The organism is Candidatus Kapaibacterium sp., from assembly GCA_023957315.1.
Lineage (GTDB): Bacteria > Bacteroidota > Ignavibacteria > Kapaibacteriales > UBA2268 > PGYU01.
In genome coordinates this window covers 23493-43878 of sequence record JAMLHE010000020.1, presented here as the reverse complement: position 1 = coordinate 43878, position 20386 = coordinate 23493, and the positions used below count along the sequence as shown (strand labels likewise).

Genomic DNA, 20386 nt, shown 5'->3' with positions numbered 1-20386 from the left:
TAAAGACAGTTTAGGGCAGCCGGTACTCGATTCGCACGGGCATTTGATAGTAAAACACGACCTTTTCAATCATGACGGCTTAACCAAGGACGGCATTGCTGAAGCTTTCGCAGAATTTGCCAAAAAAGAGCAACTAAGTTTTTTTTGAAACAGCCCTTCGATGAAGCCAAATACAAGGCTTTGTTGGAAGGGCTTGAAATAAGCATACTCCTAAAGAGTGAGTTAGAAAATTTCGGAGATTTATCTTCTGAATATTTTTTATCTGAATTTATTAGAATGTCTACGGAAATAAGAAAGCTGAAATACTTACCTCTTGGAGATATTTCCTACATTACTGATGGAGAACATGGTTCGCCTGATTGGGATGATAATTCTATAATAAAATATATAACCGCTGAATTCATTAAACCGAATTATATTCAAAATGGCAATTTCAAAACCATTTCTGAAAAGCAAGATAGACGAAATACCAGAGCCCATTTAAAAGAAAATGACGTGCTGATATATTCAGTAGGCGCTTATGCTGGATATAGTGCAAAAGCTGAAAAACATCTTTTCCCTGCCAATATCCCCCGGTCTGTTGCTATCGTAAGACCAAATGAATTACTCTCTTCGGAATATTTATCGGTTTTTTTAAATTCAAAATATGGAGAATTCCAAACTAAAAGATTTCGAGCAGGTAATTCTCAACCAGTTTTAGCTTTGGAAAAAATTAAACAGTTTGAAATTCCGATTTTAACCGATGCTTTTCAATCAAACATTAAAGTTATTTACAATCAAGCTTATGCTTACCGTTTACTTTCTCTACAAACCTATACTCAAGCAGAAAACCTGCTTTTAGACACTCTTGACTTAAAAGATTTTCAAGTATTTCATGAACCTGTGAACGTCAAAAACTTTTCAGAATCCTTTGGTAGTTCCGGACGTTTAGATGCGGAGTATTATCAAATCAAATACGAGCAAGTTGTTGAGCGTATCAAATCAACTAATTATGACCGCCTTGTCGATATTGTAAAAATCAAAAAGTCAATTGAACCGGGTTCGGTTCATTATTCTGAAGTAGGTTTGCCTTTTATTCGTGTGTCTGATTATAACAAATTCGGACTTTCAACACCAGATAAATATTTAACAGATGAGTTCTGCAAAGAAAACGCTGAACTAATCAAAGGACTGAAACCTAAAAAGGAAACCATACTGTTCTCTAAAGACGGTAGTGTTGGAACAGCATACATGCTTAGAAAAGATGCTGACTTTATTACTTCCGGTGCAATACTGCATTTAACAATCAAAGACAAGACCAAAATCATACCTGAATACTTAACCCTTGCCTTGAATTCAAAATTAGTTCAAATGCAAGCGGAGCGAGATGCTGGTGGTTCTATTATTCTACATTGGCGAGTTAGTGAAATTGAAAACGTGATTGTTCCTATAATTGCTTTAGATAAGCAACTTGAAATTGCTGAGTTAGTTGAAGAAAGTTTCAAGCTCAAAAAGCAATCCGAACATCTTTTGGAAGTTGCTAAAAAAGCTGTAGAAATGGCAATTGAAATCAATGAAAAAAGTGCGATTGAATACATCGAGAGAAGCACAAAAATAGCAGAGATATCATAATCCCAATGTAGTTAATTAATATTTAGCTTTTTTTCTCATATCCTTCCTTTGGCTGCAAGGCGTCTGTAATGCTCTCCGAGTGCTGTTAAACGACAAGATTTTGATTCCATAGCGGCGTGCCACATGTGTGGTGCTTCATGGGGAACTAACAAATTGAGTCTATTGTATTTTTGAAGAAGAGCAAATATTCTTGTGTTTTCGGGAATTGGTAAAGGCATCCCTTCATCTCTACCCTTCTCCTCAGGCTCATATGTTGGGTCAAGTTTGAATTGAAATCCAGGGTTAGGAAATAACTCTGAAATTCGTCTTAATTCATCAAGTGGTATTGCCGGGTTTACACTTCTTAATGAAACAAACGCTTTTACATTTGTTTTAAAAACAGGTCTTTGTTCCCAAGCACCTAATGATTGGTCAATATGAGCATAAATGCTACCTGGAGTAATATCACCAGTTAAATTTGCTGCACTACCACTTAATGCATCTACTAAAAGATTAGTAAATATACCACTCCCATTTTCTTCAGATGCATATTGGTCTTTAGTTGAGGCTGTTAATACAGTCAAACCTTCTGAAAGAGTGGCATGTTGGTTCCCTGATGGCATTGAACCTGCAATACCTGAATGACAGCTATCAAGTATTATTATTTTGTTTGCTGCGGGCGAATCGTTAGCAAGTGTTAATATGTCGTTCAAAGAAACACCATCGTCTGGACGTTTTGACTCTGATGTTATAAGATATCCACCTGTTCCTTCAATAGACCCATGTCCCGCAAAATAAAATAAAACTATTTGAGCATCTGTCTTAAATAGTTGTTCAATGTTGTCTTTGAGAGATGCCCGACTAATACTTTCACTAGGACCCGATGATGTCGTTAATTTGCAGCCAAAGTTTGGCGAACCGTCACCGTTACGTTCTAATACAGACTTTACTTCATATGCATCGTTCACACAACCCGTAAGAAGTGGATGATTGGCATAGTAGTTTATTCCTACTATAAGCGCTTTTTTCATGTTTTTTATTACAAACTGTTAATAAAGTCAGCAATGGTTTCCCAAGTCCAGACATTAGTTTTGACACCTTCAAGATTAGTTCTGTCATCTTTATATGCATAAATTCCCATTACTCTTTTCATTTCTTCTTTTGCACATTTTATTTCCCACTTCTGCCCACTGGAATTAAGTGAATTTTTACTTACAAGAACAATTACGCCGTCAGAGCGTTTAATCCTTGTTCTCACTCTTGCTTTCCAATCATCATCATATGCATCTTTTACAGACATATCTATATATTCGAAAGGTGATTTAGTGTTAAGGGATTGTCCTTTCAAAAAGTCTCGTTGTCTTTCATCTTCCATGGCGAAGGCTACGAAAATTACTTTTTTGTTTTCCATTACTTTTTATGCTTATTGTTAATAAAAGATGATACTAATATAAACATTTTGACCAAATAAATTATTACGGCAATTAAAATTTTCAATTTTAATGAATTAAATAATTCTTAAAAAATAATCCAAAATAGCAGAATATAACTTGCGTGTGTAAGGTTAATGGATTACATTAGTATCAACAGAAGTGACATTTACAAATATTGAATAGGGATTTGAGATGAGAGTAAGTGAATTGAAAGAGATTTTAGAAAACCTGGATGATGATATGGAGGTTCGAGTTGCATCACAACCGAACTATCCATTCGAATATGCCATTGACGGAGCAGTATCCGGTGCCGAACTCGAACTGGACGGCTGCGACAATATACTCTACTTGGTGGAGGGCGAGCAAATTGGATATTTCACTAAAAAAGCATGGGAGATGATATGATTGAAATAAATATTCAAACCTTCGAGACATTATAAATTTTTAAGCATTTCAATTCACAAATAGAAGAAAGCAGCAATCGCTCAATTCACAAGTGTATCCGTAGAATATTGGAGTACCCCCTGCTTTTCTACAGTAAAAGTTTGGAACGAGCGTGTAATGACCATTGTTGTAATAATCCGGCATAATTACTCCAGAGCAGTTAATTTATGTTCGAAAAAGTTGATGTCCGGGTCAGCAAGATAGAATTGAGTTTCAACAACGCGAGTATGTCCACTCATCGCATTCCTTGCTTCGGGGTCAATTCCCAGTTTTCTCCACTTGTTTATTGCAGACTTGCGGAGTATGTGAAATGTGACTCGTGGATATTTCTTTTTAAGCTCTTTTGACATTTGCACAAGCCCGTCTTGGAGAGTACGTTGTGGATACTGCTGTGATGTCCAAGTAACAAACTTAAAGTTACCCATACTCTTTGACTCTTCGAGAATCTCTATTGCACGCGGAAAGTATTTGACCGGAAAAATCCTGTCTCTATCCCCTTTGCCGTGTATCACAAAGTAACCTTTGTCAAGGTGAATATCACTCCAATTCAAATCTATAATCTCCTGTATTCGCATAGCTGTCAAATAAGCAAATTCAATCATCAAAGTCATAGCATAGTTTCGAGTTTTGAAATAGTTGATGACTTCATAAATTACTTCTTCGCTGCAAATCTCAACAGTTTTATGCTCATATCCCGGCACCATTGACTTTGTAATAGGATTTCGAGTCATCCATTCGAGCTCTATTGCATATGCAAATAGTTTTCTCAATCGTTGCATCCGCTTCCAGATGGTATTTTGTGCCAAGTCCAGACCTTGAATAATCGCGTAAACATGCGCCCGGATTTTATCCACTTCTTCAAGATAGAAGTTTTCGGTAAAAAACTGCTTATACACAATCATATATTGCTTCTGAGTTTCAGCATTGAGCTTGATTATCTTGTCGCGATGAAAACGTTCGAGTAAATGCTCAATGGTTAATTCGCTGACATTGTTTGTATCGCTTACATCAGCTGTCGGATAAAACCATCTATCTATTCGTGTCCGCAAGATTTCCATTGCGGCTCTTTTGTTTTTGGGAAGCCATTCGATACTCGTCGCTTGTCTATGCGAATTTACACAGGTATGCACATAACCATTTCGATTAAAGCAGTATGCTTTGCGATAAGTAGGATGCAACCACCGATTTTCAGAAGGCTTGACATATCTGGGCATAATTTTAAAATTCACGCATTAGTGAAACTGCTTTTCCAAGTATATGCAGCTCATCATCTGCTGCAATTTTGATGGGGTCGTAAGCTTCGTTATCACTTTTGAGGTACACGCTGAAATTATTCCGGTAAAATCGTTTAACATGGAAAGCAGAGTTATGCAAAACGGCGCAAATATCGTTGTGTAAAACAGGAACATCTACATCTATAATAAGTTTGTCTCCTTTTATGAGTGTTGGAGACATGGAATCGCCATGGATTTTCACAATATAAGGCTTTTTGAGGCTTTTTATAAAGTCTGAGGGGACATATTCGTCTTCGGTGCCGTCAAAAAATGGTGTTCCATCACCACAGCTTGGACAGCTGACAACGGAAGCAATTTTTGTAGGATTATTTTCTACTAATTCGTAATCTTTGTTAATGTTCATCATGTGTTATTACTAATTTGTTAATGTTTTCGGATAGTTCAATCAATTGTTGTTTTGATAATGATTCAAGATTTTTAACAGATGACCAATCTGAAGTGCTTATTTCGGCTTCTTCCGCTTTAGGAGTTTGTTTGAGTTGTTCAATGTCCATTTCATTTCTCATCGGTCCAATTCCGTACTCAATCCATAGTGGATTTGCTCCTGCCTGCTCTATTCTTTCCAAGAATTTGTTCCCAATCGAGGCATCTTTGTTAAGATATAAGGATATTGATTGCCTTGCAACGTCCATCACGCGAGCAATTGAGGCAATGTTGTTGTTATAATATTCCTTAATGAACTCTTTTAGCCGTTCATTTGCTTTTTCTTTGCTTAAGCAGGTTCCGATCAGATTGATTTCGGCAGGTGGAGCTTTGGCTTCCTGGACGAACTCTTTCAAATCATTTACGGTTCTCCGGAGCGAGTTAATTTGCTGTTGCAAATCAGCATCGTTTGAGGGGATTTCTGCTTCGGAATCAGGATTAAGTAACGAATCACCTACTCCGGTAAAATACCAGTTAAGATTTAATCCCATGTCAAGTAATTTCTTGACTTTTTCGGGTGATGAAAGAACACTTCCACCCGGTTTGGTATATTTTGGCACGTCTCCGGTTGACATCTCCATTTTTTCAGCAAATTTATTTTGCCTCTCAAATCGAGTATCTATGAACCATTTCAGCCGTTTTTGTGGTGTATCAAGCATAATTTTAAAAAATAAATATGAAAATTTGCATATTTTATTTGCGTATATATGAAATATATCATATATTCGCAGTAGATATTATAACAACAATGAAAATAATGTCTATGTTCTTTGAAAATCGGTTAAGCGTATATTTTTATTCTTTTAACAATTTAGGCAAGTATTCAAGTGCCAAAGGGTCTCTGTATTTAAAATAGTTTAAAGCATTTTCGGGGATCCACTTTTCATGAATATATCTGATGAATACAGGGATTGCATCAATATGATACATATTGGCGTCAACTTCTTTGCCGTCAGGGAAAGTATGGTTGTAAGTTTTGTGTTGGTCGTAAAATTCTGATTCTATGTCACGAAGGTATTTAGCGAATCCTCGCCCAACGGATATGTCGGGCATCATTTGCTTGCCGTCCTGACCTCTATCAGGAATTTGATAACCAATTTTTTCAAATTCAATATAGAGCCTTGCAAACATTTCGCTGATAACAGAAAAATAGTTAGCTGGAAGTTTGTGGTAATTGTCCTTGTATCTGGTAATGAAATTCGGCAACTGAGACCTGTCAATTTTGCCGTAATATCCTTTTTTCCGGATAGATGGAATCACTTCTTTTGTAATCCATTTTCGGAATTGTTGGGCGGATGATTTCCTACTTTTGAATATCAAGTTATAAAGCCCACTCTCGCTAATCAGTGTCACTCTGTGTTCTTGACCTGCTATCGGTACTACCGATAGTAGCTTTTCGTCATCATCAAGACGGCTTACTGCATCGGGAACGTTGACAATTTCTAAAGCTTTGCAAACATCTGTTGCAACAAACCATATTTCATCGTTAATCTCGACGGTTTTAATTTCATTTAGCATATTCTCTTCCGTGTTTTGATATTTAAAAACTACTAATTGCATTTTATTGCTCCTTTGATAAACGGGTTAAGCGTATTTAATTTTTTCACTCATTTCTGCAAATTTTGTTTAGTTCGACCTACTATCGGTAATACCGATAGTAGCTTTGAAAGCCTCTGTTTATGGGGATGTCGTGAAACACGACACCCCCCAAAAAGGGTACGATGATTTACCGTACCCTTGGAGTGGCAGGTGTTATTTCGGTATTTCTACATAATGCCAATTTGATTTTTGACCATCTGAAAAATGATACTTCATAAACGCCATCTGCCTGCGGTTTGCTATCATTACTCCCAAAGCGTTCTTAGATTCATATCTCAGGTTAACTACTGCCAAAGAGTAGGTGGGATTCTGCTTAGCCTCCTCTGAGAGTACTAATTCATCGCCGTTTTCATCTTTTGCTTTAAGACCAAGAAAACTGAAGCCATATTCAGTGCCGGCTGAATCAAGAAGTTCAAAATCACCTTCTTCCAGCTTTTCAAACTTGGCACTACTAGGTGACAACAAATTCTTTTTTACTTCTTTGACTGCCAAATCGTATATCTCGTCTTTGGTAGATTTACTGCAAGAGACAAATAAAATAGAAACAGCAACGAGTGCTACTAAGGTGTAAACAGTTTTCATTAAAGACTCCTAAAAATAATTAATAAAAAGAAGATTATTTGACTTCCATAACAACGATTTTTGAGTTACAGACTCGCTCGATAGAATTGCGGACATTCCAATAAGTAACTTCGCCTTTGCCTGTTTTATCGCTACCATAGGTTGGTTGCATTGTTTCTTTAATGCCTCCGGAAAGATTGGATTCATAGAGAAATGTTTTGTATGTTCCCATAATTTTTCCGTTGCGGACATTAAACTCCCAGACTATTTTTGAACCGTAACCGCCGGCATACAAAGGTGCAGTTTCTCGTTCTGCAACAAGAAAACCAATATTTTCGTTAGCGTTTTTGATCGTGAATTCTTCTTGCATGAGTATGGTTGTAATATCTTTGAAAACATCAACATCAGATTTATCACAATCTGCCATATTCCGATAAATCACAGGGGTGCATGCAGTAAAAACAAAAAATACTGTTAAAGCTACGATGAGTAAAGACTTTTTCATGAGAGGCTCCTAAAAATATTTAATAAAAATGTGATTATTTATCTAATGCACTTACAATAGATTTCAATTTGTCGTGATTCTCGTCGAACCACTTGAGTAACTCACGTATTTCGTTGGTGGTCATATTTTTCAAATCGGGTAATTTTATGTTTTGAATGATTTCTGTTTCGCCTTTTTTGGTTGAAGATAACAACATTTCACCCTCACCAGTAAGATACCACGAAATATTTAGGTCAGCCATCGAAAGTTTTGGTAATATCTTTGCTGAATAAGTGCTTTTTTTTCCGCTTCCAACATATTTGTCGGAACCACTTTTTGAAACATTGATTATGTTGGCAAAATGGTCATACGACCAGCCCTTCTGCTTCAAAAACAATTCAAGTCTTTCTGATGGTTGTAGGTTTTTCATCGATAAAAATAAAAATTTATAAAAATTTCTCGAAATAATCGAAATATTTCTTGCATGTCTCGAAAACTTTATTTACATTTGTACTGTAAATATTAGAAACAAATTAAATATGTAGAAATTACACAATACGCTTAGCCTGAACAAAATGAATAACACGGTTTTTTTAACAAATATAAAGGATTACAAAATGAGCAATCAGCCCGTACAGATTGAAAAAGACAAACAGCTTACTGTTTATGTCAAGCGTGACTTACAAGAGAGAATACAGAAAGTTAAAGCATTCTTCTTGCTCCCGAGAGACACTAACGCTGCATCGCATTGCATTAAAGCAGGACTCGAAGTCTTCAAGGATGACCCGGAACGCTTTAAACGCCTTGTAGCAAGATGATGTAAAGTTATTTCCTTACAAGTGTCAAACATAACTTTACAAAGATATTACTTTTTTCTTACAATGCAAATAAAAATACTTAGAATTTGGAATAAAATTTTGAATAACATGAAACTCGAAATCAAAGAAAGCCTTGCAAAATCAACGTTCACAGTAGAACTTGATGATGAACACAGAAACAAACTTCTTCAACTCACAAAGAAAATGAATGTGAAAAATAAGAGCGAAGTTATTAGAAAGCTCATCAGACTTGCTTATGAACAAAATATCACTAATAAAGGATAGAATTATGAGTAAAAAATTAAATCACCCCGGCATCATTCAACATAAAGAATGGGCAAAAGACTTGAAGGACATCAATCGCAGGCTCAATCAAATGCTGCTTGAGCTTCAAGATGCTTACGGAGTATCTTCACGCGAAGTTACATTGGTTCTTCGTACGAAAGAAGAACTTGGAAGGCTACGGTCGAGATTGGATTCCAATGTGATTATGGACAATCCACATTTACCGTTGCATCAGCTAACCTTTTACTATAAATTAGGAGGCTAAAATGTCTAAGAATTCCGCTTTCTCGACAAAAGCCGGGCGAGCAATTGCTGACCTCTTGGTAAATCACATTGCAAGGACTGAACCTTTGCAAAATTGGGATGAATGTATTGAAGAAATTCATGATGAACTTTGCAGGCTTAGTGATAAAAAAACAAATATTCCATATTCTGCGATTTTGACTGCTGAAGTAAAAGCGAAACTGTCAAACAAGGTCACAAACAGCCGCTACAAAGTAATAATTCAGGAGGCTATATGACAACTGTAGCTAAATCAGTTTACGACGGTCTAATGGCAGGCAAATCATTCTTTGAAGTATTTGCATCTGTGACAATAGAATTTGATTTGCGTGATTCAAAAGAATTCCAATCTGTTATGAATGCTTGGATTGACGGTCATGTTGATGCTTTAACAGAGCTAACTGAATCAGTAATCGGATTGAAATCTATTGAAGAATTTGCGCGCGAATACACAAAAAGTATTCCAGAATTGGTTAAGCAAATCAATGAAGAACATATTCCCGATGCTCCACACTCAAATCATCACCGTTTTGTTGCTGATTGCGAAGGCTGCAAGAATGCCGGACGTGAAGCTGACGAAGATATGAAATATTTAAATCACTTTTATATGGAGACAAGATGAAAGCACGTAGAACATTCAACTTTTGGTACTTTATAAACCATGATTTAAAGCGTATAGCGGTGCTCTTGGGACTTGCAGCATGTATGTTCTTGTTGACTGCAAACAGCTACAATTTAGCAACCGCAATGCCTCACGTGACAGATTTGCTGCCGTTTTTCAAAACATTGGGATATATCGGCATCGTTAGTGGCACAGTTTACTTTGGGTTTTTTACATACAAAGCATTTCAAATTATTCGACGCTCGGGGAAATGATGACAAACGATAACCGAAGATTCAACCTTCTGCAACTTTCGAAGGAAACAAAGACCACCCGAAAGACGCTTTATGAGTGGATTAGGAAAGGATATTTGCAACCTACGCAAATTGCCGGAACGAGAAGGAAATATTCGCTCGAAGCATTCCAAATTGCAGAAGCGAAAGCATGTAAGGAAGCTCTACTTACTGAAGAAGAAAAGGCAGAACTTGCCAAGCAGCCACGAAAAATACCTGATATATTCTTTGACAGACTGATGCGCGAAGGAATGAGAATTTACGAAATGAACAAAAAAAATAACGCCCTTGCAGTTACCAATTGACGTTGAAACCTTGCAAGAGCGAACAAACTAATGTTATACAAATATACTAAGGAGCCACGAGATGGCAAAAAAAAATCTACACGACCACCGGCTTTATTTAGAAGTTCTACAAAAAGCTGACGAAAAACTCGAATCCGGGCTTTTGCTCGACGAATGGCTTCGAGTTGAATTAATCAAACGCGAGAAGCTTGACTTCTTGCAAAAACTTCAAGAAGCTGAGAAGCTTATTCTCAAGCCGCTTATCGCTAATGAAATTGATGAACTCGAAAAAATCATACAGGATTTAATAGAATGAAATTAGACCTCAGCGAGAAGCGAAACATGACCAAATACCTTATCTGTAGCATCACAACAATGATAATTTATGTTCTCTTTATATCAATTTTATTTACAATCTAATAAAGGTCAGCCTTATGAGTGGTACTAAAACAATGGAATTTCTCGCCGGAATTCAAAATTCTATAGAGATGTTCGGTAAACAAATGAATGACTTGTCTAAAAACTTAGTTCCAAGTCAAGCCGAATATGAAATAATGGAGCCTCATTATTTCAATCGAGCATTCCACGATAAACTGAAACTACCTACAGTTTACAGATTCAATCAGTCCGGGATGCGTTATTATTTCACAATCGAAGGTCAAAATGTCACCTTCTACCCTTCCGTAACAACGATTATTGACAAAACAACTCCCCTCAGCTATGGTTTGAAGAAGATGATTGGCGATATGGGCATGGAAAAGTTCAACGCTTACATGAAAGAGCGGGCGCATAACGGCACAATCATGCACATGTTTGTAGCGGATTATCTCCGTTCAAGCGATATTGCTTTAGAGAGATACTTCGATTTGGACAGCATTTCTACTCGATTGGCTCTGTATGCAAGTGAGAATCAAATCCCTTACGATATTTCAGATTGGCAATGGAGTTTGAAAAAGGATATGCTCTCTATCATTCAGTTCTTCTTGGATTATCAAGTAGAGCCAATCGTTGCGGAAGTAGTAGGTATTTACAATCACAATGGATTGAAGTATGCAGGAACTCTTGATTTAATCTGCGAAATGACTATTCCACAAAAAGGGTTTTGGGGTGAAACTTACAAAACCGGAGAAAGAAAAGGCGAGGCAAAGGAGACAAATCAAGACATCAGAATTATTGCTGTTATTGACTTCAAATCAGGCAAATCAGGCTTTTTTGATGACCACGAAATTCAATTACACATGTATAAACAAATTGCAGAACAATCTTTTGGATTACAGCCTCAAAAAGTATTTAACCTGGCTCCGAAAGATTGGCAAAATGAACCAACATATCACTTGAAAGACCAAACAGACTCTATTCAAGCAAAGAAAATCCCATTCTTATTGGGAGCATTCCAATGTGAATGGGAAGATCCAAAGGAAATAACTATCATTAATGGCAAAATCAATGGCAGCGATATGAATAAAAATATTAAGCGATTGCCTGCAAAAGAGTATGCCTTGAATTTAATCAGTTCCACAAATTAATTAAGGATTTATGATGAATGAATTAGTATCTTCAACCGAGGCTTTAGTTGTTTTCAATGAAGCAAAAAGCCAAATTACTGAAATCGCAAAATTATGCGATAACGTTGTTGTCAACTCGGTGACTTCTCTAAGTTATGCCAAGGATTTGGTAAAGAAAAGCTCTACAATTGAGAAGACAATTGAGAAACAACGCAAAGATTTAACAGCTCCAATCTTGCAAGAAAAGCGACAGATTGATGAGTACGCCAAAAAGCTTACCGAAGATTTAACAGCTGCAATTAAAGGGCTGCGCTCTCAAATACTTCGATTCGAAGTTGAGCTTGAAAAAGCCAGGCAGGAAGAATTGCGAAGAATCGAAGAAGCCAAACGTGAAGAATTACGGATTGCCGATGAAGCAAGAAAAGCAGCCGAAGCATCGGGAGAAGTCCCGGAAATTCCTGTTGAATCAACGATTAATTCCATGGTCTTGGATAATCGCAAACAGGAATTAGAAGCCGACAAATCAAAAGCAATACGAAAGGTATGGAAGTACGAAATCACCAATGAAAATGAAATTCCGAGAGAATATCTTGAAATCAATCACAGTTATATAAAAAATGCTATTGCCGCCGGCACTCGTGAAATTCCGGGTGTTAAAATTTACCAAGCTGACCAATTAGTAATTAGATAATTAATTAATATTCCAAAAAAAATAGGAGAAATACCATGGGTTTTGAAAATGATTCACCGAAAAGATATCTCAAGATAAAAGCAGGTCATATTGTAATGAATATCAAAGAAGAACATGCCGAAAATTATCAAGATATTATGCAACACGCAACAGCTGTTAGAAAATTCCAAAATGATAATGGAGTAGATGTTATTGATATCTGCTTTAGAGGGATTACCGGAGTTATGAAAAACATTAGTTTGTCAGATTTTGTATATAAAGATGCAACAACTACTAACTATATCCTGACTCTTACAGACGATGGTGTAGATTACATCTTAAACTTCCAAGAGGATTCTGGTGTAGCGCTTGGCTTAATTAACGCTCTGGCATCAATACAAGATGTTTCTGAAGAAATTACGATTAAGGCATATTCCAGTGATGGAAAAAACAGAATTTCTGTTTATGCCGGAAATGAAAGACTTAATTGGAAAGCCGACAAAGATGAACTACCACCTCTCACTCAATTGACTTATACAAATCCCGAGACCGGTAAGCCGGCTGTTGTTCTTGATCCAAAGACAAAGAAGCCCGTGTTGGACAACACGAAGAGACTCGCTTTTGTGAAAGATTTGGCAAACGATATACAACAAAAGCTTACAGGCAAAAAGATTATTCATTACAAAGCAAACGGTGTCTCTGATGCAGAGCCTGAAGCTGTTGAAGAAGAAAAATTTTAAATCGGAGATAAATGATGAGTGAAGAATTAAATAATGAATACGGTCCAAGAGAGGACGAAAGCGAAGTTGATGAAGTAGTTGTGGATGCCGAAGATATCATTGAAATTGGTTCAGATATGGATAAGGCACTAATGCAAGAATCTCCTGATGATAAAAAGTCAACAGTTGTAATTGGAATCGTACACGAATTCTCAGCCCAAGAGCTTGTTGAATTAGCACAGCAAATCACAGAAATTGATGCAGAAATTGACAGTCTTTTAGGCGAGCAACTTGAGACAAATGAAGTCCTCAAAAAGATTAAGAAGAGAATTACAGGCAAAGACGATATGAGACGTGAGTTAAGTAAGCAGTATGTGCAAGGCTTTACTACGAATCTAATTGACTGCACAGTTGAGCAAGATTACGATAACAGACTAATCAATTTTATTGATGAATTTGGAACCGTTGTGAAATCCGAACCTATTCCAGAAGACAAATTATTATAAACCCACAATGCCCGGCATGGAAAATATCATAAAGTACTTTCCCACTTCCTCTGATTGCTGCACACCATGCCGGGTGTTATTTATAAAGGAAAAATGAAATGGTAAAAAAGGTTGATTGCATTTACAACGATAATCACGCATGGTGTACCAATAAGAACATAGCACGCTCATTGTGGGGTTTGGGTGCAAGGTGTTGCATTGAACATAGTTTCGATTACAAAAAATGTGAATTAAAAATTCCAAATTCACTTAAAAAGGAAAAATCAAAATGAGAAAATTATTTATTTACGACGTCGAAACAACAGGGCTTAACCACGCTATTCATGGTATTCATCAGTTGTCATTTCTTATTGTTATCGACAATGTCATCAAGCATGAAGCGAATTTATTAATAAAGCCAAATCCGAATATAGTTATTGAGGATGAAGCTCTGGCAGTTGGAAATGTGACGAGAGAAATGTTGCAAAGTTATAAACCGGCAAGTGAAAATTATCGCCTCTTGCTTCAGGAATTATCAAAATATGTTGACAAATACAACAAAAAGGATAAATTTCACCTCGTCGGCTACAACAATTCGAGCTTCGATAATCAATTCCTACGTGCTTTCTTTGCTCAAAACAATGATAAATATTTCGGTTCATGGTTTTGGTCTGACACTATTGATGTTATGTGTTTAGCGAGTAATCATTTGTCAGATGTTCGGCATACAATGGAGAATTTCAAACTCGCTACTGTTGCAAAACAATTTGATATTCAGCTTGAAGAATCCAAACTTCATGATGCTACTTACGATTTGTACCTGACAAAAGAAATTTATGATATAATTAATTTGGGGAAGTGAAATGAGAGAGGTTACACATGATGAATTTTGGGCGGCTATTGGTGAGCAGGATTGTTGCTTTAGAATAATAACTGAAAAACATCCCTACACTTCTTTAGTGGAGCTAAAGCACAGTCGAAAAATTATAGGCAAAAAAGTTGATTCATATACCGATGGGATTGAGCATCAATATCCGATTGAAACGAAACTATATTTGCCTAATGAATCAAATCCCGAAATATCATGAAGCACGATTACGCAAAATACGCACAAATCTTAAGAGATATTAAGCAAGATAAACTTCCGCCTTTGTACGAATTATCTTCTAATGACAAAGTGATTATGGTCTCGACTATGCCGAAAATTCGGGCTTATCTGAGCGAACTGAAAAAGAACTGTAATAAACAAATGAATTTATTTGGAGAAACAAAATGAAAGCAAGAGACTTACAGATTGATAGCATTTATGAAGTTAAGCATCTTGACGAGACATTATATATTAAAATTAAGAGAATAACCAAAAAACTGATAAAATATAGCTTTTTAAATAGCTATACTGATTTTTTACATAGTCGTTCATTTGAGAATTTTGATGTGGCATTTCGTATAGTTTGCGAACTTGCACCTGTGGAATCGAGCAATAGCAGATACCCTTCCGATATAAGTCGTTTATCTGATAGAGTAGATGAAATAGCAAAAAATACCGATGCAGATGTAAATAGAACACTATTTAGAATTATTGGCAATCACATTGATGTTTATGAAATTGATTTAAGTGAAGAAGAAGTAAAGTCGTTTTTAGGTAGCTTTAAGATAAATGACTTACAACACGTTAATACACGACATTAACGAAGGGACGGCAAACTGCTCGGGTGGGTCTTTGTAGTGTAAGTTTCCCACCTGCCCTTCGAGTATTATTAATTAATTATTAAAGGAATAAAGAAAAAATGCATCCATATGAATCAAAAACATCAGAACCTATTCGTGAAATAAGTGAATACAATAAGATTGCACTTGACATGGGAAAAGCTATTTGCAATTTTACTCCCGAACAACAAAATGAAATGCTGCAAATTATTCACAAAATTGTAAGAGATTACAGGAATGCACAAATAGAGGAAGTTGAAAAACACCTTGCATACTTAAAAGGCACTTTTAATGATTTAGGTTATTAATCTTAACCACCTCTCGGCACGGCAGATCCTTGAAATATCCACAAATATTAATGCCGTGCCGTGGAGTTTTTTACAATTTAATCATGGAGACTGAAAAATGAAACACTCAGAAGCATTAGCAATAGCGGAATCAAAAGTAGAATTACTGAGACCGCATTGCACAAAAATAGACATTGCAGGCTCAATCCGACGTTTGAAGCTTGACGTAAAAGATATTGAAATTGTATGTTTGCCACAGGAATTTAAAGCCAGACTTTATATAAGGAATAATCTATTTGAGGGCGGCTCCGTAACTCCGAATTTTGCGGACACTATCTATTCATTAGGTCTCCCCGTAAAAGGACAGCCAAACGGTAAATATATGCAAATAGCATCACATGAAGGAATTAACTTAGATTTATTTATGCCGGACGATTTTGATTATTACCGACAATTTGCAATCCGGACAGGGAGTGCCGAATATGCAATGAAGGTAATTGCCGCAGGCTGGCGAAAAATCGGTTGGTGTGGCTCTGATAAGGGATTACGCAAAGTATCGGACTGTGTCGAGAAAAAGGATAAAAACGGAAAGTCCTCTTGGAGGTGTGTAAATCTTGATGCGGAATTGCCACCGGTATGGGAATCCGAGCAGGAATTCTTTGCGTGGTTAGGTGTAAAATGGATTGAGCCACAGTATAGGAATTATTAAAAATGTATGACGAAATCAGTATAATAAATCAAATTGCCGACAAAAAGGCAAAAGCAAGTGTGATTATGCTTTTTCTCGTTGAGTACGGTGGCTGGTTGCAACATCTAAACTCGGTCGGTTTTACGTGGGGTGCAGATGGGAAAGAAAGAGGTGCGAACCATGAAGCAAATAAAACAAGGGCGCATATTAAAGAATTGAAAAAAGAACTTTTGAAATTAATAGTATAGGAATTATTGAAAAATGAGTAGAAATTATCTAACAAGTGATGAAGCCCGCTCGAAATTCCCCACTTTAAAAATCGGCGAAAACTGCAAAATTCATAAAACAGTAACCATGAATTCTAATGTCGAAATAGGCTCAAATGTTTGGGTTGGTTCGGATGTAGAAATTGGTTGCGAAGTGATTATTGAATCAAATGTTTGGGTTGGATGGAATACAAGAATAGCGGGTTACACATTTATAAAGTCAGGACGAAAGATAAGTCCTGATAGTGAAATTGACGAATAACAAACACAAAGGAGTACCGAATAATGAAACCTAAAAAGAGAGAAATTGTTTGGTTAAAATATGACGGCAGATGTGCTTACTGTGGCGATGAAATTGACTACGAAAATATGCAAATTGACCACATAAATCCACTTGCGAGAGGCGGAAAGAACGAAATGGATAATTACAATCCTTCCTGTCGCTCATGCAATTTCTACAAAGCCGATTTTGCTTTGTGGGCTTTCCGGGAACAGTTAATGACTATCATCCAAAGGCTTGAGAAACTGTTCATTGTCCGAATGGCAATCAAATTCAATATCATCAAACTTGCACCTTTCGACGGCAAGTTTTACTTTGAAAAATTAGTATCTAAAAATAATTTATACAACAATATCAACCCAAAAAAGGAACATAATGAAATTACCTGCAATTAACACTCCCGAGCGTATAGCGTTCGATTTTCTATCAGCTTGGGAACGCAAAGATTACGAGGCTATGTTTAAACTTTGCCAAATTACATGGGTAAAAACTACTGAAAACGCCCAACAATGGCTTTTTGATACTTTTTCACAAATGGATTTGAAGCGTTTTGAGATACACCACAGCAATAATGCTACCATGAAAGAGAAAATCCTAAATACAAATACTATTCTTGGAAACTTGGTGTATGTGCATATTAAAGTCAGATTTATTATTGAAGAAAAAACTATTAATAGCGAATTCTCAATAGTGACAATTCGAGAATCTGCACCTTATACTCCCGGCGTGAACGGCACTTGGGGAGTAAATCCAATATCTGCATTGAGAGCTGTGAGCGGAACGACAATTAAAGCTGTCAACCCAGACGAGATAGTCGAACTTCCCGAAATCAATGTTGAAAATGAAGCGGAGAATACGCAAAAATGACACCCGAACAAAAAACAATACTCAAAAATGCTATAAAGCAATTCGGAGTTCCGGAGCAACTTGATATGGCAATAGAAGAATGTGCGGAATTAATTCAGGCAATTAATAAGATTAAGCGGTGGAAGTTAGTTTTTCCGATTCATATTAAAAAACCAACTTACGACACTCGTCAAGTCTTAGCTTACCACACTCTCTGCTCCGAAGTAGCAGACGTTAAAATTATGATGGCACAGCTTGAAATAATGCTTGATTCCGAAATTATTCAAACGTGCTTGGACCGGAAAATTGAGAGATTAAATAATAAATTTAATGGATTTTGAAATGAAAATAGAACTAAAAACTATTAATATCTCAAAGTCAAAAATACAACAAATGGAATATATAAGCATACCCGCTAATCCAAATGTAGAGGTTTTGGGATGGGTAAACATGGATAAAAAGCGTTATGTTATAGTTAAAAGTTCCGATGCTTTTTATAGAGCGGAGTTTATAACCAGAATCGAAACCGAAGTAAGAGGTGTCCAGTTTCCCAAAGAAGGCGGTGGCTGGGAGTTCCCGCATCTGACCAATATAACGGTTTCAACCTACAATGGAGCTCAAAGGGGGTTTTCCGCCTACCGAGAAGAGGAGAAGAACTTAGAACTATACGAACAGTTGAAAAAGTATCAAACGAAAACTGAATCTGCCGGACAAATTTACTATTAATGAGGAGAATAAACCATGATATTTTGGAACTTTAAAACCCCAATAACACTATTCGCTTGCTTTGTATGGAATTGTAGCGAATATTTAAAAATACCATTAGGGAAAATTGCGCCATTCGTTTTTTCAACGGCGATAGGTCGGCAAGGTGCGCGGGTGAACAGCAAAGAGGAGAAAAATGTATGAATAGAGCAATAGAGATTTTGATGAACGAAAAGCGTAAATGCAAATTATGCCTTGATAGAGACCCATCACCGATTTTTGAGGGCGTATTAAAAACAACTATTGCCGACATTGAATCGGCACTCGAAACGTTGGGGCGTGAACAAAACGGCGAACGTGCTTTTACGAATTTTTATGTTGGTGGAGACTGCAACACGTTTGGTGATGAGTATAGTAGTTATGATGAAGCATTCAATAACAGAAATGCCTTTTCCAACAACTACAAAGAGACAGTAGAAATAATTAGGCAAAAGAAATGAAAATAGTGAAATTATTAAAGGGAAAAATGCACTCAAAATTCGACCCTATGTTAGAAGATGGGCAATGGAGTATTTACCACCCTATCACCGAGAAGTTTATTACTCCGGAGCTCTGGAGTGTAAATGAATGTAATGGCGTTACCGGATATGGTTGGTCGTTATCACCATTCTTAAATGTGGATTTTGACAAAAGTCAAACAAAGTTCTATTCTTATGAAGGTATTCCGATTGGCTATTTTAAAAAAAGTCCAAACACTTTAAGAATGTTTGAGAGTGAAACTTTCGATCCCGATTTAATTCATATGACAGGTAAAGACCATCCTGAATTAACGCTTTCAAGACCAATTATGACCAATTGGGGATTTAAAATGATGATGATAGAATTTATTGATTATATCATGGATGATTTTTTAGATATGCAAGTGGATTTCATTATTTCGCCATCAACAAAAGAATGCCACAGAAGAAGCCACCTTGAGCTTACTGAAAACGAATGGGATTTGCCGTTTTAATTTACTATCAAAACTACTGCTAATAACGCGAAGTACGTAACGCAAAAACCGTATCGCAAAATACGAATATTAATATAAATAATAAAGGAATTATTATGATTTCATATCTCGCATCACCATACTCTAGTCCAAGTCCGGCACTCAGGCGAGCAAGATATATCGCTGCCGTTGTTGCTACAAAAGAGTTGATGCAAAAAGGAAAAGTGGTGTATAGCCCAATTGTACATTGGCATATGCAAACTACTATGTTCGATTTACCTTTCGATTATATCACATGGAATAATCAAAATGACCCGATGATGGATGTTTCCGGCGAATTACTGATTCTACAAATTGAAGGATGGAAAGAGTCAAAGGGTGTTCAAAATGAAATTCAGGTTTTCAAGAATAATAATAAACCGATTTCAAATTATTGGCTTCAGAATGCTTTCAATTCTCATGAAATTAATGTTGAATATCATGAAATCGAAGCCAGGATTGCAAAAATCACAAATGAATCACTTGAAAACATCATCAGAAAAACTCGGGTCCAACATATCATGATTTACAAACATATCGCAAGATATATATTTACAGTCTTGAATCCGCATTTTAGTAATATTGCCTTGGCTAAGAAAATAAATCTTCATCCTACGACTATGCGAGCCTCTTTGCAGGTGGTTAAAGACCTGTTGTTCTCGACGGTTTACGATAAAACGTACCGAGCAATTTACGATTTGCTCCTAAATGATTTGTCCGCAGTAAGCTGTGAAAAAAATAATATTGAAGATTTCGCGAAAATCGCATAATAAAAGTTGCGTTTGTAAGATAATTTAATTACATTT

General features: G+C 36.4%; 38 protein-coding genes. 29 read left to right on the top strand and 9 right to left on the bottom strand.

What is annotated here, in order from left to right:
* Positions 1–144: 144 nt before the first annotated feature.
* Positions 145–1611, top strand: a complete 1467-nt coding sequence (locus tag M9949_14460; GenBank protein MCO5252607.1) for a restriction endonuclease subunit S — start codon at positions 145–147, stop codon at positions 1609–1611.
* A gap of 35 nt (positions 1612–1646) precedes the next feature.
* Here the strand turns inward: M9949_14460 and M9949_14455 are convergent, their stop codons facing one another.
* Together M9949_14455 and M9949_14450 are read right to left on the bottom strand one after the other, a co-directional pair.
* Entirely contained in the window at positions 1647–2621 is a 975-nt protein-coding gene (locus M9949_14455) for a caspase family protein (GenBank protein ID MCO5252606.1), read from the bottom strand.
* Positions 2622–2629: 8 nt separating this feature from the next.
* Positions 2630–3001, bottom strand: coding sequence for a TIR domain-containing protein (locus M9949_14450; GenBank protein ID MCO5252605.1), 372 nt, complete (start codon positions 2999–3001; stop codon positions 2630–2632).
* A gap of 214 nt (positions 3002–3215) precedes the next feature.
* Here M9949_14450 and M9949_14445 point away from each other — a divergent pair, with 214 nt between their 5' ends.
* On the top strand, positions 3216–3428 hold the full coding sequence (locus M9949_14445) for a hypothetical protein (GenBank protein ID MCO5252604.1): 213 nt from the start codon (positions 3216–3218) through the stop codon (positions 3426–3428).
* A 185-nt stretch (positions 3429–3613) separates the two neighbouring features.
* Here the strand turns inward: M9949_14445 and M9949_14440 are convergent, their stop codons facing one another.
* The 7 genes from M9949_14440 to M9949_14410 all read right to left on the bottom strand — a co-directional run bounded on the left by M9949_14440 (position 3614) and on the right by M9949_14410 (position 8259).
* Complete coding sequence (locus tag M9949_14440) at positions 3614–4681, bottom strand: tyrosine-type recombinase/integrase (GenBank protein MCO5252603.1); 1068 nt, start codon at positions 4679–4681, stop codon at positions 3614–3616.
* 4 nt (positions 4682–4685) lie between these two features.
* Positions 4686–5108, bottom strand: a complete 423-nt coding sequence (locus M9949_14435; protein MCO5252602.1) for a S24 family peptidase — start codon at positions 5106–5108, stop codon at positions 4686–4688.
* Positions 5095–5844, bottom strand: a complete 750-nt coding sequence (locus M9949_14430) for a hypothetical protein (GenBank protein MCO5252601.1) — start codon at positions 5842–5844, stop codon at positions 5095–5097. Before M9949_14430 ends, M9949_14435 begins: the two co-directional genes overlap by 14 nt.
* A 136-nt stretch (positions 5845–5980) precedes the next feature.
* A complete protein-coding gene (locus M9949_14425; protein ID MCO5252600.1) occupies positions 5981–6745 on the bottom strand; it encodes a Bro-N domain-containing protein in 765 nt (254 codons plus the stop codon).
* A gap of 192 nt (positions 6746–6937) precedes the next feature.
* A complete protein-coding gene (locus tag M9949_14420; GenBank protein MCO5252599.1) occupies positions 6938–7366 on the bottom strand; it encodes a hypothetical protein in 429 nt (142 codons plus the stop codon).
* A 34-nt stretch (positions 7367–7400) separates the two neighbouring features.
* Positions 7401–7850 carry a hypothetical protein gene (locus M9949_14415; protein ID MCO5252598.1) on the bottom strand — a complete coding sequence of 150 codons (450 nt, stop codon included), beginning with the start codon at positions 7848–7850 and terminating at the stop codon, positions 7401–7403.
* A gap of 34 nt (positions 7851–7884) precedes the next feature.
* Positions 7885–8259 (bottom strand): hypothetical protein, encoded by a 375-nt coding sequence (locus M9949_14410; protein MCO5252597.1) that lies wholly within the window; start codon positions 8257–8259, stop codon positions 7885–7887.
* 187 nt (positions 8260–8446) lie between these two features.
* On the opposite strand from M9949_14410, the gene M9949_14405 reads away from it, so the two are divergent.
* The 27 genes from M9949_14405 to M9949_14275 all read left to right on the top strand — a co-directional run bounded on the left by M9949_14405 (position 8447) and on the right by M9949_14275 (position 20350).
* Positions 8447–8647 (top strand): hypothetical protein, encoded by a 201-nt coding sequence (locus tag M9949_14405; protein ID MCO5252596.1) that lies wholly within the window; start codon positions 8447–8449, stop codon positions 8645–8647.
* 99 nt (positions 8648–8746) lie between these two features.
* Complete coding sequence (locus M9949_14400; GenBank protein MCO5252595.1) at positions 8747–8932, top strand: ribbon-helix-helix protein, CopG family; 186 nt, start codon at positions 8747–8749, stop codon at positions 8930–8932.
* Between the two features lie 4 nt (positions 8933–8936).
* Complete coding sequence (locus tag M9949_14395; GenBank protein MCO5252594.1) at positions 8937–9197, top strand: hypothetical protein; 261 nt, start codon at positions 8937–8939, stop codon at positions 9195–9197.
* Position 9198: 1 nt separating this feature from the next.
* The gene (locus M9949_14390) at positions 9199–9453 is read left to right on the top strand and encodes a hypothetical protein (GenBank protein MCO5252593.1); all 255 of its coding nucleotides are present in this window, start codon (positions 9199–9201) and stop codon (positions 9451–9453) included.
* Complete coding sequence (locus M9949_14385; protein ID MCO5252592.1) at positions 9450–9836, top strand: hypothetical protein; 387 nt, start codon at positions 9450–9452, stop codon at positions 9834–9836. Before M9949_14390 ends, M9949_14385 begins: the two co-directional genes overlap by 4 nt.
* Positions 9833–10090 (top strand): hypothetical protein, encoded by a 258-nt coding sequence (locus M9949_14380; protein ID MCO5252591.1) that lies wholly within the window; start codon positions 9833–9835, stop codon positions 10088–10090. Before M9949_14385 ends, M9949_14380 begins: the two co-directional genes overlap by 4 nt.
* Positions 10087–10413, top strand: coding sequence for a hypothetical protein (locus tag M9949_14375; protein MCO5252590.1), 327 nt, complete (start codon positions 10087–10089; stop codon positions 10411–10413). Before M9949_14380 ends, M9949_14375 begins: the two co-directional genes overlap by 4 nt.
* A gap of 61 nt (positions 10414–10474) precedes the next feature.
* Positions 10475–10708, top strand: a complete 234-nt coding sequence (locus M9949_14370) for a hypothetical protein (protein MCO5252589.1) — start codon at positions 10475–10477, stop codon at positions 10706–10708.
* A gap of 118 nt (positions 10709–10826) precedes the next feature.
* Positions 10827–11918: a hypothetical protein gene (locus M9949_14365; GenBank protein ID MCO5252588.1), complete on the top strand. Its 1092-nt coding sequence runs from the start codon at positions 10827–10829 to the stop codon at positions 11916–11918.
* A 10-nt stretch (positions 11919–11928) separates the two neighbouring features.
* Entirely contained in the window at positions 11929–12588 is a 660-nt protein-coding gene (locus M9949_14360) for a hypothetical protein (GenBank protein ID MCO5252587.1), read from the top strand.
* A 35-nt stretch (positions 12589–12623) separates the two neighbouring features.
* On the top strand, positions 12624–13307 hold the full coding sequence (locus M9949_14355) for a hypothetical protein (protein ID MCO5252586.1): 684 nt from the start codon (positions 12624–12626) through the stop codon (positions 13305–13307).
* A gap of 11 nt (positions 13308–13318) precedes the next feature.
* Complete coding sequence (locus M9949_14350) at positions 13319–13792, top strand: hypothetical protein (protein MCO5252585.1); 474 nt, start codon at positions 13319–13321, stop codon at positions 13790–13792.
* A gap of 268 nt (positions 13793–14060) precedes the next feature.
* Complete coding sequence (locus tag M9949_14345) at positions 14061–14633, top strand: 3'-5' exonuclease (protein ID MCO5252584.1); 573 nt, start codon at positions 14061–14063, stop codon at positions 14631–14633.
* A 1-nt stretch (position 14634) separates the two neighbouring features.
* Complete coding sequence (locus tag M9949_14340; protein MCO5252583.1) at positions 14635–14859, top strand: hypothetical protein; 225 nt, start codon at positions 14635–14637, stop codon at positions 14857–14859.
* The gene (locus M9949_14335; protein MCO5252582.1) at positions 14856–15047 is read left to right on the top strand and encodes a hypothetical protein; all 192 of its coding nucleotides are present in this window, start codon (positions 14856–14858) and stop codon (positions 15045–15047) included. The genes M9949_14340 and M9949_14335 overlap by 4 nt, the downstream gene beginning before the upstream one ends.
* Positions 15044–15460 (top strand): hypothetical protein, encoded by a 417-nt coding sequence (locus tag M9949_14330; GenBank protein MCO5252581.1) that lies wholly within the window; start codon positions 15044–15046, stop codon positions 15458–15460. Before M9949_14335 ends, M9949_14330 begins: the two co-directional genes overlap by 4 nt.
* A gap of 98 nt (positions 15461–15558) precedes the next feature.
* Complete coding sequence (locus M9949_14325; GenBank protein ID MCO5252580.1) at positions 15559–15786, top strand: hypothetical protein; 228 nt, start codon at positions 15559–15561, stop codon at positions 15784–15786.
* 97 nt (positions 15787–15883) lie between these two features.
* Positions 15884–16474, top strand: a complete 591-nt coding sequence (locus M9949_14320) for a hypothetical protein (protein MCO5252579.1) — start codon at positions 15884–15886, stop codon at positions 16472–16474.
* A gap of 2 nt (positions 16475–16476) precedes the next feature.
* Positions 16477–16701: a hypothetical protein gene (locus tag M9949_14315; GenBank protein MCO5252578.1), complete on the top strand. Its 225-nt coding sequence runs from the start codon at positions 16477–16479 to the stop codon at positions 16699–16701.
* Positions 16702–16714: 13 nt separating this feature from the next.
* Positions 16715–16981, top strand: coding sequence for a hypothetical protein (locus M9949_14310; protein MCO5252577.1), 267 nt, complete (start codon positions 16715–16717; stop codon positions 16979–16981).
* Positions 16982–17004: 23 nt separating this feature from the next.
* Positions 17005–17394, top strand: coding sequence for an HNH endonuclease (locus M9949_14305; protein MCO5252576.1), 390 nt, complete (start codon positions 17005–17007; stop codon positions 17392–17394).
* The gene (locus M9949_14300) at positions 17375–17866 is read left to right on the top strand and encodes a hypothetical protein (protein ID MCO5252575.1); all 492 of its coding nucleotides are present in this window, start codon (positions 17375–17377) and stop codon (positions 17864–17866) included. The genes M9949_14305 and M9949_14300 overlap by 20 nt, the downstream gene beginning before the upstream one ends.
* Positions 17863–18186 (top strand): hypothetical protein, encoded by a 324-nt coding sequence (locus M9949_14295; protein ID MCO5252574.1) that lies wholly within the window; start codon positions 17863–17865, stop codon positions 18184–18186. The genes M9949_14300 and M9949_14295 overlap by 4 nt, the downstream gene beginning before the upstream one ends.
* A gap of 1 nt (position 18187) precedes the next feature.
* Positions 18188–18571 (top strand): hypothetical protein, encoded by a 384-nt coding sequence (locus M9949_14290; GenBank protein ID MCO5252573.1) that lies wholly within the window; start codon positions 18188–18190, stop codon positions 18569–18571.
* A 179-nt stretch (positions 18572–18750) separates the two neighbouring features.
* Positions 18751–19050 carry a hypothetical protein gene (locus M9949_14285; protein ID MCO5252572.1) on the top strand — a complete coding sequence of 100 codons (300 nt, stop codon included), beginning with the start codon at positions 18751–18753 and terminating at the stop codon, positions 19048–19050.
* Positions 19047–19562 carry a hypothetical protein gene (locus tag M9949_14280; protein MCO5252571.1) on the top strand — a complete coding sequence of 172 codons (516 nt, stop codon included), beginning with the start codon at positions 19047–19049 and terminating at the stop codon, positions 19560–19562. The genes M9949_14285 and M9949_14280 overlap by 4 nt, the downstream gene beginning before the upstream one ends.
* 95 nt (positions 19563–19657) lie before the next feature.
* Entirely contained in the window at positions 19658–20350 is a 693-nt protein-coding gene (locus M9949_14275; GenBank protein ID MCO5252570.1) for a DUF1937 family protein, read from the top strand.
* Positions 20351–20386: the final 36 nt, after the last annotated feature.